The 15,795-nt window shown below is 68.0% G+C and carries 15 protein-coding genes; 8 read left to right on the top strand and 7 right to left on the bottom strand.

Annotated elements, in window-relative coordinates; genetic code table 11:
• Positions 1 to 38 precede the first annotated feature (38 nt).
• Positions 39 to 167 (top strand): hypothetical protein, encoded by a 129-nt coding sequence (locus ABD340_RS48045; protein ID WP_425547432.1) that lies wholly within the window; start codon positions 39 to 41, stop codon positions 165 to 167.
• 1,172 nt (positions 168 to 1,339) lie between these two features.
• Here ABD340_RS48045 and ABD340_RS24550 read toward each other — a convergent pair.
• On the bottom strand, positions 1,340 to 2,290 hold the full coding sequence (locus ABD340_RS24550; RefSeq protein ID WP_344591935.1) for a M56 family metallopeptidase: 951 nt from the start codon (positions 2,288 to 2,290) through the stop codon (positions 1,340 to 1,342).
• A complete protein-coding gene (locus ABD340_RS24545) occupies positions 2,287 to 2,661 on the bottom strand; it encodes a BlaI/MecI/CopY family transcriptional regulator (protein ID WP_344591933.1) in 375 nt (124 codons plus the stop codon). Before ABD340_RS24545 ends, ABD340_RS24550 begins: the two co-directional genes overlap by 4 nt.
• A 564-nt stretch (positions 2,662 to 3,225) precedes the next feature.
• Here ABD340_RS24545 and ABD340_RS24540 point away from each other — a divergent pair.
• The 3 genes from ABD340_RS24540 to ABD340_RS24530 all read left to right on the top strand — a co-directional run bounded on the left by ABD340_RS24540 (position 3,226) and on the right by ABD340_RS24530 (position 5,091).
• The gene (locus ABD340_RS24540; protein WP_344591931.1) at positions 3,226 to 3,648 is read left to right on the top strand and encodes a DUF4396 domain-containing protein; all 423 of its coding nucleotides are present in this window, start codon (positions 3,226 to 3,228) and stop codon (positions 3,646 to 3,648) included.
• 125 nt (positions 3,649 to 3,773) lie between these two features.
• Positions 3,774 to 4,154, top strand: a complete 381-nt coding sequence (locus tag ABD340_RS24535; RefSeq protein WP_344591930.1) for a BlaI/MecI/CopY family transcriptional regulator — start codon at positions 3,774 to 3,776, stop codon at positions 4,152 to 4,154.
• A 4-nt stretch (positions 4,155 to 4,158) separates the two neighbouring features.
• Positions 4,159 to 5,091: a M56 family metallopeptidase gene (locus ABD340_RS24530; protein WP_344591929.1), complete on the top strand. Its 933-nt coding sequence runs from the start codon at positions 4,159 to 4,161 to the stop codon at positions 5,089 to 5,091.
• A gap of 261 nt (positions 5,092 to 5,352) precedes the next feature.
• Here the strand turns inward: ABD340_RS24530 and ABD340_RS24525 are convergent, their stop codons facing one another.
• Together ABD340_RS24525 and ABD340_RS24520 are read right to left on the bottom strand one after the other, a co-directional pair.
• Positions 5,353 to 5,904, bottom strand: a complete 552-nt coding sequence (locus ABD340_RS24525) for a class I SAM-dependent methyltransferase (RefSeq protein ID WP_344591928.1) — start codon at positions 5,902 to 5,904, stop codon at positions 5,353 to 5,355.
• A gap of 297 nt (positions 5,905 to 6,201) precedes the next feature.
• On the bottom strand, positions 6,202 to 7,569 hold the full coding sequence (locus ABD340_RS24520; protein WP_344591926.1) for a YibE/F family protein: 1,368 nt from the start codon (positions 7,567 to 7,569) through the stop codon (positions 6,202 to 6,204).
• 608 nt (positions 7,570 to 8,177) lie between these two features.
• Between ABD340_RS24520 and ABD340_RS24515 the strand changes: the two genes are divergently transcribed.
• The 3 genes from ABD340_RS24515 to ABD340_RS24505 all read left to right on the top strand — a co-directional run bounded on the left by ABD340_RS24515 (position 8,178) and on the right by ABD340_RS24505 (position 11,763).
• Entirely contained in the window at positions 8,178 to 8,384 is a 207-nt protein-coding gene (locus ABD340_RS24515) for a heavy-metal-associated domain-containing protein (protein WP_344591924.1), read from the top strand.
• A gap of 224 nt (positions 8,385 to 8,608) precedes the next feature.
• Entirely contained in the window at positions 8,609 to 9,379 is a 771-nt protein-coding gene (locus ABD340_RS24510; RefSeq protein ID WP_344591923.1) for a hypothetical protein, read from the top strand.
• 50 nt (positions 9,380 to 9,429) lie between these two features.
• A complete protein-coding gene (locus tag ABD340_RS24505; RefSeq protein WP_344591922.1) occupies positions 9,430 to 11,763 on the top strand; it encodes a heavy metal translocating P-type ATPase in 2,334 nt (777 codons plus the stop codon).
• 99 nt (positions 11,764 to 11,862) lie between these two features.
• On the opposite strand, the gene ABD340_RS24500 is transcribed toward ABD340_RS24505, so the two are convergent.
• Complete coding sequence (locus ABD340_RS24500) at positions 11,863 to 12,546, bottom strand: DUF305 domain-containing protein (protein WP_344591920.1); 684 nt, start codon at positions 12,544 to 12,546, stop codon at positions 11,863 to 11,865.
• A 933-nt stretch (positions 12,547 to 13,479) separates the two neighbouring features.
• On the opposite strand from ABD340_RS24500, the gene ABD340_RS24495 reads away from it, so the two are divergent.
• A complete protein-coding gene (locus ABD340_RS24495) occupies positions 13,480 to 14,331 on the top strand; it encodes a F510_1955 family glycosylhydrolase (protein WP_344591918.1) in 852 nt (283 codons plus the stop codon).
• Between the two features lie 661 nt (positions 14,332 to 14,992).
• On the opposite strand, the gene ABD340_RS24490 is transcribed toward ABD340_RS24495, so the two are convergent.
• Entirely contained in the window at positions 14,993 to 15,295 is a 303-nt protein-coding gene (locus ABD340_RS24490) for an ArsR/SmtB family transcription factor (RefSeq protein WP_344591917.1), read from the bottom strand.
• The gene (locus tag ABD340_RS24485; RefSeq protein WP_344591916.1) at positions 15,295 to 15,474 is read right to left on the bottom strand and encodes a hypothetical protein; all 180 of its coding nucleotides are present in this window, start codon (positions 15,472 to 15,474) and stop codon (positions 15,295 to 15,297) included. Before ABD340_RS24485 ends, ABD340_RS24490 begins: the two co-directional genes overlap by 1 nt.
• Positions 15,475 to 15,795: the final 321 nt, after the last annotated feature.

Raw genomic sequence — 15,795 nt, 5'->3', positions numbered from 1 at the left:
AGAAACGGCTGCGACGTCTTGAAGGGCAGGGGCGCGGCGTGCAAGGGGTGGTCGAGCCGGACTGTTACTGCATCGACGTCCCACCCAGATCTCCGCGCCCCAGGCGCCCTGGACAAGGTCGCCCTCGGACTGCTGGCGGAACGAGAAGGAGTAGGACGCGGCGCTGAATAGTAGCCCCGGCGCATTGGCGATAGCGCGAGCCCGGACGGTCAAGAAGAAGCGCGGGATCAGTGGCTCGGTCGCGCGTGCCTCGGCGAGCATGAAGGCGATTCCAAGGACGAGGGCGAAGACGACGGCGATGGTGCCGGGCGTGCTCCCGCCGGTGTCAGCCGACGCCAGCAATCCGAAGACCAGGGCGGTGAGGCCGCCCGTGCCCAGCAGCGCGCCAGGTACATCGAGGCGGGCCGGGCGCGTTGCGGGCCGATTCTCGGAGATCAGCCGGGGCGTCAAGGCGAGCGCTGTCGCGGCGATGGGCAGGTTGATGAAGAACATTCAGCGCCAGGAGGCGAGGTCGGCGAGCGCGCCGGACAGGACAAGGCCTGTGGTGCCGCCCAAGGCCGCAAGGCCTCCCTAGACGCCCAGGGCCTTTGCGCGTTCCCTTTCTCCGGGGAATAAGAGCGTGACCAGCGCCAGCGCGGCCGGGCTGGTCATTGCAGCGCCCGTCCCCAGAACGAACCGTCCGGTGATCAACTGCCGTGGGTGCGTGGAAAGTCGGCGGTCATGTCGCTGACGCTATGGACTGTGCGCCATGGCCGCCATCAGCTATGAGGCCAAGTGATAGTGCATCAAGGACATAGACCCGCCGCTATGGGTGACGACGGCCTGTGTCCGGCGCCCTCGGGCGTGGGTGCCATCGTCGTGTGGAGCTTTCCACTGTCTTTGGGGGTGGTTCTCCGAGCACGGCCATCCGCAGCACCAGCTGGCATGGACCCGGCGCGGTGTGCTCGCCATTGCGGTCAACGACCGCCGGTACTCCCCCCGACCCGGTGCTGAGGATTGCAGCCGGAATCCTTCATCGGACCGGCGCAACCCGTGACGTGCTCATGCGGAGCCTCTATTTCGAGCCAGAACTGTGCCGTCTGGACTGGAAGGACCCTGCAGCGGTCGCGGCCGACGGGCTGCTGGCCCACATGATCACCTATCTCGCGCATGACGGCACCTCGCGGACGGACCACGGCTTCGTGCCGAGGCCGTGGTCCAGGACCTGCTGCGGCCGCTTCCCACGATCTCGACCGACGTGCCGGAGGCCGTCGATGAGCGTGTCCGCGCGGTCGCGAAGGCGCTGGTGGCCGACCCCGCTGACCCGCGCGGGCTGGACGCGCACGAGGCGGGCCGGGGGTCACAGCGGGAGGTGGCAGTGCCGTTCGAGCAGCGCGATGATCGCGGGATTGGCGGCGAGGGTGACCGGGAGGGCAAGGAACAAGGCGACACCGAATCCGCCGGTGAGGCGCGCGGCGCGAGACAGCGGGGCATGAGGGGCCAGCAGCCGACGGACCCGGACGACGGCCGTTCCGCCACCCGCGCCCATGGCCATGGCGGGAGCCCACCCGTTGGCGACGGTGACCAGGGCGGCGGCCAGCGTGGTGCGGTCGTGGTGCCGTGCGGCGGTGTCGTCGGCCAGCAGTTCGACCAGCCGTGCGATCTCGTCCTTGGCGGCACGGAGAAGTGGCACAGCGGGGAAGGCGCGGCCGATGGCCCTGGCGAAGTTGAGGACCAGGTCGTGGCGGCCCTTCAGGTGGGCCCGCTCATGGGCGAGGACGGCCGCCAACTGCTCGCTGCTCAGCCGGTCCAGCGCTCCCGTGCTGACCACGACGCAACGGCGCCGTCCCGGCAGGCAGTAGGCCATCGGCTGGGCATGCTCGACGACCAGGGCTCCGATGTCGAGGCGGCGTCGTGCCACCATGTTCAGGGTCTCCAGGTGGCGCCGCCGTTGCCGGACGGCGGTGATGAAGACGATCAGTATCTGGCAGGTGGTCCACAGTACGACGCCGCCGGCGACCAGAATCCCCACGTACGCGGCGATCGGCTGCGGGCCGCTCCCGTAGTGGGCCTGGAGCATCAGCCGGCACGCGGCGAGGAGATCGGCGAGGCCGTGCGGTGCATTGGCGATCGGGACCACCAGGGCAAGTCCGGCGAGCATGATCGCACCCAGAACCGAGACGCTTGCGGCCTGCCAGACCAGGATGCCCAGCCTTGGCGAGCGTTCGGCCCAGCTCGAGCGGCGCAGCAGCCATGGGCCGCCGCCCCCGAGCGCCGCGGCGTAGGCGAGAAGGCTGATCGCCGCGGTCACGTGGTGCCCCGGGGTGGCACCACCTTCAGGGCTGTTTGCAGGGCCTCGGCCTCTCCGGGGGAGAGGTCGGAGAGGAAGTGCACCAGCGCCGCGGCCTGGTTGTCGCTGGTGGCGAGCGCTTCCCGCATGAGCTTGGCGGTGTAGCCCTCACGCGAGGAGACCGGCTCGTAGATGTAGGCGCGGCCCTGCCGGGTGCGGCGCAGCCAGCCCTTCTTGTGGAGGTTGTCCATCACGGTCATGACCGTGGTGTAGGCGATGGTGCGGGTCTGCTGGAGGTCTTCGAGGACTTCGCGGACGTTGGCGGGACGGCCGTAGGACCACATCCGGTCCATCACCGCGGCCTCCAGATCGCCGAAACGCTGTCCGGCCATGCGTCACCGCCCTTCGACAATGCTGCTCCAGCTCAACAAGTACTACAATTGATAGTAGCAGCGGAACTGGGGGATGTGCCTGCTCGGCATCGCCTACCTGCTTCCGCGTCCTGCTGCCGTGGCGTTCTAACCTGCATCTACCCTTAAGGGAGGTCGCTGGCGGCGTCCGCCGGTTCGAGGTGCTGTTGCGTGTTATGTCGCTCGTTGTGTACCTGAGTGGTAACTGAGCTTATCTACTGCTGTGCTTAGTAGATTTGGCGCAGCTCGCCAGAATCGACCGCGATCTCCTACGGTGCGTAGGTCACTTTTGAGGTAGATCATTTCAGCGCTTCATGGAGTGTCCGATAGCGGATCTCATGGGCCGGTGTGACCGCAGCCGTTGAACGAGCCGGTCGCCTGAGTGAATGACTTGAAGGTATGGAGCACTCCTTGGACATGCATGAGCAGCACGTTCCTTCATCATCTGAAGGCGCCCCCGGACAGGGGGAGCGTCAGCATGACGGCCCGGTTCATGATCATGTGCACGCCGAAGGTCATGGTCATGGAGGTGCGGTCAGCTGGGGAATGGCGGCGCAGGCGACTCTGCACTGCCTGACGGGCTGCGCGATCGGCGAGGTGCTGGGCATGGTGATCGGCACCGCGCTGGGCTGGCCCAACCTCCCGACGATCGTGCTGGCGGTCGCCCTGGCGTTCGTGTTCGGCTATGCCCTGACGATGCGGGGCGTCCTGAAGGCGGGCCTGTCCCTGCGGGCCGCGTTCAAGGCCGTGCTGACCGCAGACACGGTCTCGATCGCGATCATGGAGATCCTGGACAACGGGGTCATGCTGGTCATCCCGGAGGCCATGCACGCCGGTCTGGCCAGCCCGCTGTTCTGGGGTTCGCTGGCCTTCGCTTTCCTCGTCGCGTTCCTGCTCACCACACCCATCAACCGGTGGATGATCGGCCGGGGCAAGGGGCACGCGGTCGTCCACCAGTACCATCACTGAGTCGCCTCGTACCCAGGGCGTTCGGCCGGAAGGACTTGGACGCCCCTATGAACGGCGGGACCGTCCTTGTTCACGCCCCTGTGCCTGCTTGTTGGGCAGAATGTGGGAGAGATTGGGGTGATCGCGTGGTCGGACTCGCAGGTTCGCTGGAGCGCGCCATCGTGGAGGCGCTGTGGGCGGCGCCTGGCCCGCTGCGGATCCGCGAACTGCTGGAACGCCTGAACGAAGGAGGGACAAAGCCGCTGGCCTACAACACCGTCCAGACCGTCGCGGAACGCCTGGCGCGTAAAGGCATGCTGACGAAACTCGCCGACGGGCACGCGTTCCGCTACCGCCCCACACGAGCGCGGGAGGCATACGTGGCCGAACTCATGCTGGACGCCCTGACCGAGACCGTTGATCACGGCGCGGTTTTGACGCGCTTCGCAGAGGGTGTGGCCGCTGAGGACGCCCGGCAGCTGCTGGAAGCGCTGCGTCGTCGGGCAGCCGACGAGTTCGGGACCTGAGCGGATGCTCGCCCTGCTGATCGTCCTGATCACGGCCGTGGCCCTGCTGGGCTGCGTCGCCGGAGTCGTACTGGATCGCCTCCGGCCCTCGGAGGCGCACCCGGGAACCGCCGTCGCTTGCTGGCTCGGAGCGCTGGCAGGGACCGTCGCAGCCGTCGCGGGCGTGATCGCGATCGGGTTGTTGTGGCCGCCCACGCCTGGTCACGGGTTCGTCGAATGGCTGCGCGGCTGCCTGCCCCATCACCGGACCGCCGTCACCGTGATGGCCGGAGCGGCGAGCCTGCCCGTGTTCTGGATGTGCTGTGCCCGGCTGGCCCGCGGCGTGCCCCGCCTGCGCCGCGCCCTGCGGCGGCGGCGCGACCACCGTGAGGTCCTGCACATGGTCGCGCGCGAGGACGGCGATCATCCCGACGTTCTCCTCCTCGACCATCCCATCCCGGTGGCGTACTGCCTGCCCTCGCGGTGGCGACCGATCGTGGTGAGCACGGGCGCCCGCAAGAGGCTGTCCCCCCAGCAGTTGAAGGCCGTGCTGGAGCACGAGCGGGCGCACCTGCGGCAGCGTCACCATGCGCTGCTGCTTTTCCTTGATGCGGTTCACGCCCTCCTGCCGTGGTTGCCCACTGTCCGGCTGGCTAAGGCCAGGGTCCCCCTGCTGCTGGAGATGGCGGCGGACGACGCGGCGGCCCGTACCAGTGGCAACCGGGCCTTGGCGGATGCCTTGCGGCAGGTCGCCACCGCGCCGGAGTTCGCCGGGGCGCTTGCGGCCTCGGGGCGAGGACAGGGCATGCTGGCGCGGCGGTTGACCCGATTGGAAGGGGCGGCGGGACGGCCACGGCGGGTCGCCCGTCCGATCGCCTGGATGATGGCGGTCGGTGCGATGACGCTGCCGTTTATGGCGACGGTGACGGCCCTTGGAAGGTTGGCCGGCCCCTGCTGATCCCTTCTGTGTCCAGCGTGACCGTTGTTCGCTTTGAAGGCTCGAGTGGCGTATTGGGCTGAGAACTCCCACTTTCCCTAGGAGTCCTCGCTTGGCGTTCTCTCCGAACAGCGATGACGGCGCCGCTTGCTTGCCCCGATCACTGGTCCAGCGTGCGGGAAAGCCCGCGCCGAGGTCCACATAGTCGACCGGACTGGAGGGGTAAGGGCATCGGCAGCGAAAGCGCTGGGCCTCGGGCTTTCGTCGTGGAGTTCTGCTCTGTCAGATCTGGCCCCAGACCACACCGGCCTCGCTCGAGACCTGGGTATGGCCGACGTTATGGAAACCAGCGTCTCTGAACGCCGTGATCCAGAACTCGGGCGGTGCTGCGGATGAGGTCGCCAAGTGGTAGCCGAACTTCGTGATAGTCCTCAGGTGCTGCCAGGTTCGGCCCGGCCTCTCGTCCTCCAGGATACGGAGCTTCGTGCGGACGATGCCCTGATCGCCAGGCGAGGAGCCGCGCTGGAACATCATGTCTCCGACCACGAGTCGGCCTCCAGGTCGCAGCCAACGCCGGGCGCCGTTGACGATCGCCTTCTTCTCGGCGTTGTGCAGGTGATGCAGCACGTAGCTTGAGACGACGAGATCGACGCTTTCGCGTGCCAGAACGAACTCCGTGAGATCGACGGCGATGGGAACGACAGCCGCAAGCTGTGTGCCACCGGCTTCGCCGCCGATCTCCTCAAGTGCGGGTTCGGTGGGATCGACGGACACGATACGCCCGATCACTCTCGCGAGGCTTGGGGCGAGCCTGGCCCCTGCTCCGAGGATCACTCCCCTCCAGCAGCCGGCATGGCGCGCCGCAGTATCTCCTCTCGAACGGTGTCCAACGCGTCGGAGTCCGTGTCGTGATGGTGTCCGTATTTGGAGGTCCGGTCCTGCCCCTGGTTGCTTGCCATGACCACGCTCCACCGTAGCTCGCGCTACTACCTACAGCAGTAGGTCAATCGCATATAGACCCAAGGTCACCTGGTTGCTTCCTCTCAGTCTACTAAGATTCATAGTAGTAAGTCCATCGGCCCGCCGTGTCTTGGCGCTGGTGTGAAGAAGCGGCCTGGCGAGCGCCCGTCCTCAACTGGTCGATCGGGCGGATGGGCTGATCCTTTTCCCGTTCCGGTGCGCTGGTCGCCATGAATCTCCGTCGCGACCGGGGATGGCGTCCGGCGACGATGGCCGTGTGGCGGTGAGCGCGGCCAGTGCGGTGGTCAGGGGTACGGCGGCGATCAGGCCGAGGGTTCCGGCGACGCTGCGGACGATCTCCTGCGCGATGACCGGGCTGGTGATCACGTCGCCGAGCGGCTGGCGGCCGAGACTGAACATCAGCAGTAGCGGGAGCGACGCTCCGGCGTAGGCGAGGATGATCGTGTTGATCACCGAGGCGATGTGTGCTCGGCCGACGCGGGCCGCCGCACGGTACAGCTGGATGAAACTGTAGGACGGGTTGGCATGGGCCAGCTCGCGGACGGTGGCCGCCTGAGTGACGGTGACATCGTCGAGTACGCCGAGCGAGCCGATGATGACGCTGGCCAGGAGCAGCCCTTGAGTGTTGATCTGGTAGCTGAGGTCCAGATAAAGCGAACTGTCGTCGGTGATCCCTGTGAGGCTGGTCAGGTTGATCGCGGCCATTGCCAGCACCCCGGTCAGGGTGAGGCTCCCGAGGGTCCCGATGACCGCGATCGAGGTCGCGAGCGTGAAGCCGTGGGTGAGGTACAGCACCGCAAGCATGATCGCCGCCGCGCACACGATCGCGGTGAGCAGCGGTGGCCGGCCCTCGATGATCGCGGGGATCAGGAAGAGTAGGAGGAGCGCGAAGGTGACGGCCAGCCCGATCAGCGCCGTAACGCCGCGCCACCGGCCAAAGGCGATCACCGCGAGGATGAAGGCAGCGGCGATCAGCCACAGAGGGTTGGATCGGTCGTGGTCCGATAGCTGGTAGGAGGGTCCCTGTGTGTCCTCGCCGGGCATGTCGAGCAGGATCACATCGTCCCCGACGGTGAACACGCGAGTGCCGGGGCCGCTGGGAAGCTCTGCGGTGGCGACACGACCGGGCAGGGGGCCGGAGGTCATCTGGACGAGGGCGTTGCCGCACCTGCGCGGGTCCTGCGCGGGCGAGCGACCCCCCTTCTCTTGCTCCAGTTGGCGTGCGTCCAGCGGCAAGCCGTCCGGGGCCACCTGCTTTGGGCACGGCTTGAGATCGACGCGGATGATCGTCCCCGTGACGCGTTTCATCTGCGTGGAGGTCGGGCCGGCGGGTTCGGGGGCGGACGGCCACATCCACACGAGAGCGCCCAGTGTCACGAGCGACAGAGGAATGATGACGGCCAGTACCGCGCGGATAGCGGTGCGGGACGCGGGCTCGCCTCGGTGGCCGGCGAGACCATGGTCATGATGGGCACCCATGTTGAACGGCTCTCCTTCGTCGTGCGTTCCGAGGTACACCGCGTGGGGCCGGCATCAGATTGCCGGAAGAGCGCCGCGAGTCTTCTGTGGCGCTCTAAGGGGAACCTGTGGTCACCTGCGTGCCGCCCACGGGCCGATGGCGAACGGCGGGTATCTCCTACTCTGTGTAGGAGTGCACTGCACTGTACTGTGCGGCCCCGGGTGCAGATGCTGATGATTCAGGAGGTCGTAAGCCCGTCAAGGCTGGGTGATGTCAGGTCGCCGCCACTATGGACGGGGCTTGCCCGGTGGCGATGGTGCGGCGCAGACGATCAACGCCTTGGTTCGGACGGCGACGAGGAGGCTGCCGTCGGCTAGTCGGGGAAGGGCCGCCCACTGGGTGTGAGGGCTGTGCACGCACATGCCGAGGGGCGGCACTTCGGTGAACGCGACGGCCTCCCGTGGACATCTCTCGCCCGCAAGTATGCGCAACGCGCAAGCCAGCCAGTGGTGCACCGACGGCCATGAGCCGGTCGAGTTCTCATGGGATGTCGATGGTGGCATCGTTGCCTGGCGATACGTGTAGGGGGTAGGGGTTGCAATTCGGCGACTTGCAGGGCATCATGGCGATACGGATACCCCTTAGGGGTATCTGAGAGGAGTAAGGGATGAGCACCGCGACCTACACCGTCTCCGGGATGACCTGCGGGCACTGTGTGAACTCGGTCAAGGAGGAGGTGGGCCAGGTCGCCGGAGTGAGCGACGTGGCCGTCGACCTCGCGACCGGCCAGGTGACCGTGACCAGCGAAGCGCCCCTCGACGCGGCCCGGGTCAGGGCGGCGGTCGAAGAGGCCGGATACGAACTGAAGGCGTGAGATGAGATGAACACCGCGACCAAGCTGGGAGCGTACGCCCTGGGCCTGGCCGCCGTCTTCGGAGGCGCCCTCGGGGTCGGCAATGTTGTCGGCCCCGTCGGTGCCGCCACTGAGAAGACGGGTCATGCCGCGGGCGGCCACGGAACGAAAGGTGAGAAGGTGGACGGCCGCGGTGGTCATGGCGCGACTGGCGCCGATACCCCCCCGTTCCGGGTGGTTTGCAGGTGTCCCAGGACGGTTACACGCTCCGCCCGGAGACCACGACGGTGGAGCCCGGGAAACTTTCCGATTTCCGGTTTACGGTGGACGGCCCGGACGGCAGGCCGGTCACGCGGTACACGCCGCTGCACGGCAAGAAGCTGCACCTGATCGTCGCCCGCCGTGACCTGTCGGGCTTCCAGCACCTGCACCCGTCCGAGGCGGGCGGCGGCGTTTGGACGGTCCCGCTCACGCTGCCCGACCCCGGCGCCTACCGTTTCTTCACCGACGTCCAGCCCGAGGGCGCGAAAAAGCAGCTCACGCTCGGGACCGACGTGACCGCGCCGGGCGATTTCCGTCCGCGGAAGCTGCCGAAGGTCGAGCAAGTCGCGAAGGTCGACGGCTACGAAGTTACGCTTACCGGCTCCCTCACCCCGGGGGCGACCAGCAAGTTGGTCCTTTCGGTAAGTAAGGGGGGTAAGCCCCTCACGGATCTGGAGCCGTACCTGGAGGCGTACGGCCACTTGGTCGCGCTGCGAGACCGGGACCTGGCCTACCTGCACGTCCACCCGGACGGGGAGCCGGGCGACGGCAAGACCCGCCCGGGGCCGTCGATCACCTTCTACGCGGAGGTGCCGAGCTCCGGTGCGTACCGGCTCTACCTGGACTTCCAGCATGAGGGCAAGGTCCGCACCGCCGAGTTCACCGCGACGGCCGGTGACCAGGGAACCCCCACCCCGCCCGCCGAGCCCGGATCCGAGCCCGGTGACGGGCACGGCGACCACGAGCACAACTGACATCCCGCACGACGATCCCAAGGAACGGCGAATCCCAAGGAGGAGAGGCGATGACTTCCGGCAACGCGCTGGACCGGGTCGAGCTGGCGATCGGCGGGATGACGTGCGCCTCGTGCGCCGCCCGGGTCGAGAAGCGGCTGAACCGCCTGGAGGGCGTGACCGCGACGGTCAACTACGCCACCGAGAAGGCGCGGGTGGACTACCCCGAGGGCGTCAGTGTCGATGACCTGATCGCGCAGGTGGAGAAGGCCGGCTACAGCGCCGAGCCGCCCCCGCCCCCCGATCCCGACCCGGAGTCGGCATCGGGGACGTCCGCCGCCGCGTCCGCGGACGATGACGCGCTGCGGACGCTGCGGCAGCGGCTGGTCACCTCGATCGTGCTGTCGGTGCCGGTGATTGCGTTGGCGATGGTCCCGGCCTGGCAGTTCGAGTACTGGCAGTGGCTGTCGCTGACGTTGGCCGCGCCCGTGGTGGTGTACGCAGGCTGGCCCTTCCACAGGGCGGCCTGGACGAACCTGCGGCATGGCGCGGCGACGATGGACACGCTGGTGTCGCTGGGCACCCTGGCCGCGTTCGTCTGGTCGTTGTGGGCGTTGTTCTTCGGGACGGCGGGTGAGCCGGGGATGCGGCACGGGTTCGAGTTCTCGATGACCCGGTCGGACGGGTCGATGAACATCTACCTGGAGGCGGCCGCCGGGGTGATCGCCTTCATCCTGGCCGGGCGCTACTTCGAGGCCCGTTCCAAGCGCCGCGCCGGTGCGGCCCTGCGCGCCCTGCTGGAGCTGGGCGCCAAAGAGGTCTCGGTGCTGCGCGAGGGGGGCCGCGAGGAACGCGTCCCGGTCGAGCGGCTGGCGGCCGGGGAGGTGTTCGTGGTCCGCCCGGGGGAGAAGATCGCCACCGACGGGCAGGTCGTCGAGGGTTCCTCGGCGGTGGACGCCTCGCTGCTGACCGGCGAGTCGGTCCCGGTCGAGGTCGCCCCCGGCGACGCGGTCACCGGCGCGACCGTCAACGCCGGCGGGCGGCTGCTGGTCCGCGCGACCCGCGTCGGCGCCGACACCCAGCTGGCGCAGATGGCCAGGCTGGTGGAGGAGGCCCAGGGCGGCAAGGCACGGGTGCAGCGGCTGGCCGATCGCATCTCGGGGGTGTTCGTCCCGATCGTGATCGCGCTGGCGGCCGCGACGCTGGGGTTCTGGCTGGGCACCGGCGCGGGTGCGGCGGCGGCGTTCACCGCCGCGGTCGCCGTGCTGATCATCGCCTGCCCGTGCGCGCTGGGCCTGGCCACCCCGACCGCGCTGATGGTGGGCACCGGACGCGGCGCCCAGCTGGGCATCTTGATCAAGGGCCCGGAGGTGCTGGAGTCCACCCGCTCGATCGACACCGTCGTGCTGGACAAGACCGGCACCGTCACGACCGGCCGGATGGCCATGGTCGACGTGGTCACCGCCGAGGGCGTGGACGATGCCGAGGTGCTGCGGCTGGCCGGCGCGCTGGAGAACGCCTCCGAGCACCCGATCGCCCGGGCGATCGCCGCGGGCGCCGCCGAGCGCGCCGGGGAGCTGGGCACCGTCGAGGACTTCGCGAACGTCGAGGGCCTGGGCGTGCAGGGGATCGTGGACGGGCACGGCGTGCTGGTCGGCCGTCCCCGGCTGCTGGCCGAGTGGTCCCAGCACCTGCCGCCCGTCCTGGAGGAGGCCATGTCCGCCGCGCGGGAGCGGGGGCACACTGCGGTCGCGGTCGGGGTGGACGGCGAGGCCCGCGCGGTGATCACGGTCGCCGACCAGGTCAAGCCGTCCTCGCCGGAGGCGATCGAGCGGCTGCGCGCGCTGGGCCTGCGGCCGGTGCTGCTTACCGGCGACAACGAGGCGGTCGCCCGTACCGTCGCGGACGCGGTCGGGATCGATGAGGTCATCGCCGAGGTCCTGCCCGAGGGCAAGGTCGATGTGATCAAGCGGTTGCAGGCCGAGGGCCGCACGGTCGCGATGGTCGGGGACGGCGTCAACGACGCCGCGGCGCTGGCCCAGGCCGATCTGGGGCTGGCGATGGGCACCGGCACCGATGTCGCGATCGAGGCCTCCGACCTGACGCTGATCAGCGGGGACCTGCGGGCTGCCGCGGACGCGATCCGGCTGTCGCGGCGCACGCTGGCCACGATCAAGGGGAACCTGTTCTGGGCCTTCGCCTACAACGTGGCGGCGCTGCCGCTGGCCGCCACGGGCCTGCTCAACCCCATGATCGCCGGTGGGGCGATGGCGTTCTCCTCGGTGTTCGTCGTCAGCAACAGCCTGCGCCTGCGGGGCTTCAAACCGCTCAAGGGAGAACCGGTCGAATCCGCTCCCGAGACCGATTCCCCGGTCAAGCGAGAGGCACAGACGGCCAGCTCTTGATCGCAAGGCGGCCCATGCGGATGAATGAACAGGCCCGGCGCCGAGATCGGTGCCGGGCCTGTCACTACCCTGAGGACGAGCCCGAAAGGGCGACCGCCGTCACATCTTCTTGAGCATCCCCTGCATCGTGGCGATCTCGGCGTTCTGGGAGGTGATGATGGAGCCCGCCATGGCTTTTGCAGCGGGGAACTGGCCGGAGGCCTGTTCCTTCTTGGCCATGGAGACCGCTCCCTGGTGATGCTTGATCATCATCTCCAGGAAGGCCTTGTCGTAGGCCATGCCCGAGAGCTTCCCGAGCTTCCCCATGTCCTCTTCGGACATCATGCCTTCCATGCCGCCGTGGTCCATGCCGCTCATTCCGGGCGAGGGCACGGAGGCGCCCCAGCTCTTCAGCCAGGCGGTCATCTGCTTGATCTCCGGGTCCTGGGCCTTCTCGATGTCGGCGGCCAGCTTCTTGACCTCCGGCATGGTGGCCTTGGTCTTGGCCTGCTGGGCCATCTCGAGCGCCTGCTGGTGATGCGGGATCATCATCTGCGCGAACATGACGTCCTGCTCGTTGTGCTGCCCCGCCTGCTGACCGGCGGACGGCGCGGCGCTCGTGCTCATCGAGTGGCCGGGCATGGAGCCACCGCCGGAATCGTGGTCGCCGCCGCACGCGGCGAGCGTGAGGGCGAGGGCGGGAGCGATGATGAGCGGGATCGTGCGTTTCATGATGGGACCTTCCGTGTCGTCATGACATGACCGGGGAACGCGGACGCCGGGGGAGCGCCGCGCGGTCGCCATCACAGCCGCAACACGGCCGATCGAAAGGCCAGCGGAGGGGGCGAGCGACCAGACCTCCGAACCCGTCCCCGTGCACGGCCGCGCCGAATCAAGAACCCATACCTCCACGCACGCCATACGGCGCGGAGCAACACGATCCAGAGCGCGAGCGTCAGCAGGGCCAGGCAGATCTCGCCACCCGCATGCTCTCCAGGATCATGAGAACCGTTGCCCTGCGAGGTGCCATGGCCGGATTCCTCGGTGCCAACGAGCGTGCCCATGAGCATGTGATCGGAGCTGACCTTCGGCAGGGCTTGGGCGTTCGCAGGACTGTTCGACGCCTGAAGTCCGTGCATGGCAATTACGCAGCAGATCAACGCGAACCCGAGCAGGAGCGTCTTGGGGTTGCCGACCCGCCATGGGGAGATTGGCCCGCCGCCATCATGGCGACCGGGGCCAAGGCTGGATCCCACCACCGGAACGGGCGCGCGCATTGCCGGCAGCCGGGACCCTATGGCGGTCCTGGCCGCGCGATGCCGCACGGATGCCCCTTGCATAGCCCCTCTCTCGCCCCCGAAGAGATCAGCATGTCATTGAGATCTGCCAACTACACGTCTTAGTAAATGATCGGCCTGACGGCGTCGGCATGTGACGGCCGGTCCTGAACCCATGATGCTCCTACCCCTCGGGGTTCCCGCCAACTCGTAGTTGACCTGCTAAAACAAGGGCAGGACGTTCGTCGTACTGCGTGCTCGCCTTGGGGGCGGGCTGACCCTCACCCCACGCCACCAGCCTCAATGGTTACTATAGGCGTTAGTACGCGGCCTCGCCGCGACAGCTTCACTGGGGGGCCGGTTCCTGAGTGGAGTGGCCCTCTGGGCTCCTTTCTCGTGCTCTCTGGAGGGGTCGATGCGCACTCACCCACCCCGTGCTCGTGGGCGCCTGGCAGCCGGGATGACCATCCTGGCCGCGGCCGCCGCGTCGCTCGTGGCATGCGGTGGGAACGGCCCTGAGCAGCCTTCCGAAGCACACAACAGCGCCGACCCCGGGATGGGACACGTCCACGGTGTCGGCGTTGATCCGGCCGACGGTGCGGTGTACGTCGCCGCGCACCATGGTGTGTTCAGGATCATCAATCCGACGCGTGCCGATCAGGTGGCCGGACGGGTGCAGGACACCATGGGCTTCACGATCGTCGGGCCGAGGATGTTCCTGGCCAGTGGGCACCCTGCGGCGGCGGACATCGGCCCCGGCGTCCCACCGCACCTGGGGTTGATCCGCTCAACTGACGCAGGGAAGACCTGGTCGTCGGTGTCCGAAGCGGGCAAGGCCGATTTCCATGCGCTTCAGCCGGCAGGAAAGGTGCTCTACGCCTATGACAGTCAGACGGCCAAGGTGCGTCACAGTCGGGACGACGGGCGGACCTGGACCCTTGGCGCGCCCATGGAAGTCGTCGACCTGGCAGCGCACCAGGGCGAGCCCGAAAGGGTGTATGCCACGACCCCGCAAGGGCTTCGGGTCAGTGAGGATTCCGGTGCGGGCTTCAAACCGGTGGCAGGTGCGCCCGTACTGACACACCTCGACTCGCCCGACAGTGAAACCTTGGTGGGTGTCGCTCCAGACGGACGAATCCAGGTCAGCCGGAGCGGTGGGAACTGGGAGCAGCGAGGTCGAGTTCCCGGCGGCCAGGCAACGGCCTTCGCGGTCGTCGATGAACGCCGGCTCCTCGTAGTGACGGACGACGGGACCGTGCACGAATCGCGTGACGGCGGCCGAACCTTCACCACCGCCTACCGCAACAACTGACCAGGCCCATCGCGATCGAAATCCTCTGGCGATCAGGCTGGTTTCGGCTTTATGCGGTCAGGGGGGAGTGTCAGGGACAGCCCGGCCAGGATCAGACCGAGTGCGGAGTGTTCAGCCTCCTCGCTCCCGAGCAGGGTGCGGAGCGAGTCCGCAACGACGTACAGGGCGAGTGCGAAGAGCGACACCGCGATGATGCGCAAGCCCGACGTTCGCGATGCTCGACCACCGTCGGGTCGCGAGCGGAGAACTGCCAGGCGACCGCGACCGCCGACGTTACCTCGATCACCGAGCCCAGCCCGAACGCCACCAGTGCGCCCGACGAGGCGACCGTTTCCGTTGTGATCGCCGTTACGGTCTCGGTCGCGTTGTAGGTGATGGTCGCGGATACCAGCAGCCGCACCCGCCGTGTCACGACCGACCGGCGGTGCGGAAGGACCCAAAGGCAGTGCCGTCACGACATCCCCTCCGCAACGGCTTCGCCTTACTGAACCATCCCTCGGCGGCCATGCCGAAGGTGGGGCACAATGCGGCGGCTCGGTCGGTGTCGGCCAGCAGCTGCACGGCCGAGCGCAGCAGGTCCAACGGCTCGGGGACGGCGCGGAAGTAAAACGGCTGCGACCGTCAGCGCGGTAGTCCACCAGTTTGCAACCGCGCAGGCATCTCAGGTGCTTGCACACCGTAAACGCGCCAGCCCAAGCTCACGGGTGAGGTCCACAACGCAGGCCTCGCCGCGGGACAGCCGTTGCACGATCGACAGCCGGACCGAGTCGGCCAACGAGTGAAACTGGGCCGCCGCCAGTGCCAGCCCGTCTTGCGGAGTCATTCCGCAATCGGAATCAATCGCCATATCGCGTTGATAGCGGGCGTTCATTTGCTTGGTGGAGTCGGCCTCGCGGAGTGGCACGCGTTGCTCGAGTGGTCGGCTCTTCTGCTGGTCCGCGGCTTGCTGTAAGCGTTCGGGCATCAGCCTGCCGGTGCCTGGTGGGCTGTGCCGCTGGGCTGGATGCCCGCGACAAGGTTGAACGTGCCGGTGAGCATGTTGAGCGTGACCAGGCCGACGACGTCGCCGATCGTCCGGTCGCTCCAGCCGTGCTCGCGGAGGGCGGTCACGTCGTCGGTGGTCAGGCCGGCGGGTTCGGCCATGACCACGGACGGCGAAGGCCAGCAGTGCGGCTTCTCGGATGTCGGTGGAGGTACCTTGCCGGGCCAGGGCGATTTCGGTCTCGCTCAGTCCAGCGGCACGGCCGGACAGAGTCCGTGCCGGACGCCACCCTCCCCGGGCTGGTAGCACGCCGTTGAGCCGACGTTGGCTGGGCTCGACTAATGACCGTCGCCGCGGCGCGTTCCCGAAAATTTACTGTCGGTGAGGGCGAAGAGTTCCTGGCCGGACTGATGCGCCCCGGGTCTGATGGAGGCTCGATTCCCTGAGAGGATCGAGTCATGGCACGTCCGTCCCGTTATCCC

The sequence above is a fragment of the Actinomadura vinacea genome, from assembly GCF_039532545.1.
Lineage (GTDB): Bacteria > Actinomycetota > Actinomycetes > Streptosporangiales > Streptosporangiaceae > Spirillospora > Spirillospora vinacea.
This window is presented reverse-complemented; position numbering and strand designations above follow the sequence as displayed.

Coding starts and splice junctions, on each gene's coding strand:
- ABD340_RS24545 (WP_344591933.1), bottom strand. CDS start 2,661: ATGGCCGGACAGCGTTTCGGCGATCTGGAGGCCGCGGTGATGGACCGG.
- ABD340_RS24515 (WP_344591924.1), top strand. CDS start 8,178: ATGAGCACCGCGACCTACACCGTCTCCGGGATGACCTGCGGGCACTGT.
- ABD340_RS24495 (WP_344591918.1), top strand. CDS start 13,480: ATGACCATCCTGGCCGCGGCCGCCGCGTCGCTCGTGGCATGCGGTGGG.
- ABD340_RS24530 (WP_344591929.1), top strand. CDS start 4,159: ATGCTCGCCCTGCTGATCGTCCTGATCACGGCCGTGGCCCTGCTGGGC.
- ABD340_RS24485 (WP_344591916.1), bottom strand. CDS start 15,474: ATGGCCGAACCCGCCGGCCTGACCACCGACGACGTGACCGCCCTCCGC.
- ABD340_RS24505 (WP_344591922.1), top strand. CDS start 9,430: ATGACTTCCGGCAACGCGCTGGACCGGGTCGAGCTGGCGATCGGCGGG.
- ABD340_RS24540 (WP_344591931.1), top strand. CDS start 3,226: ATGGCGGCGCAGGCGACTCTGCACTGCCTGACGGGCTGCGCGATCGGC.
- ABD340_RS24500 (WP_344591920.1), bottom strand. CDS start 12,546: ATGGCGACCGCGCGGCGCTCCCCCGGCGTCCGCGTTCCCCGGTCATGT.
- ABD340_RS24490 (WP_344591917.1), bottom strand. CDS start 15,295: ATGCCCGAACGCTTACAGCAAGCCGCGGACCAGCAGAAGAGCCGACCA.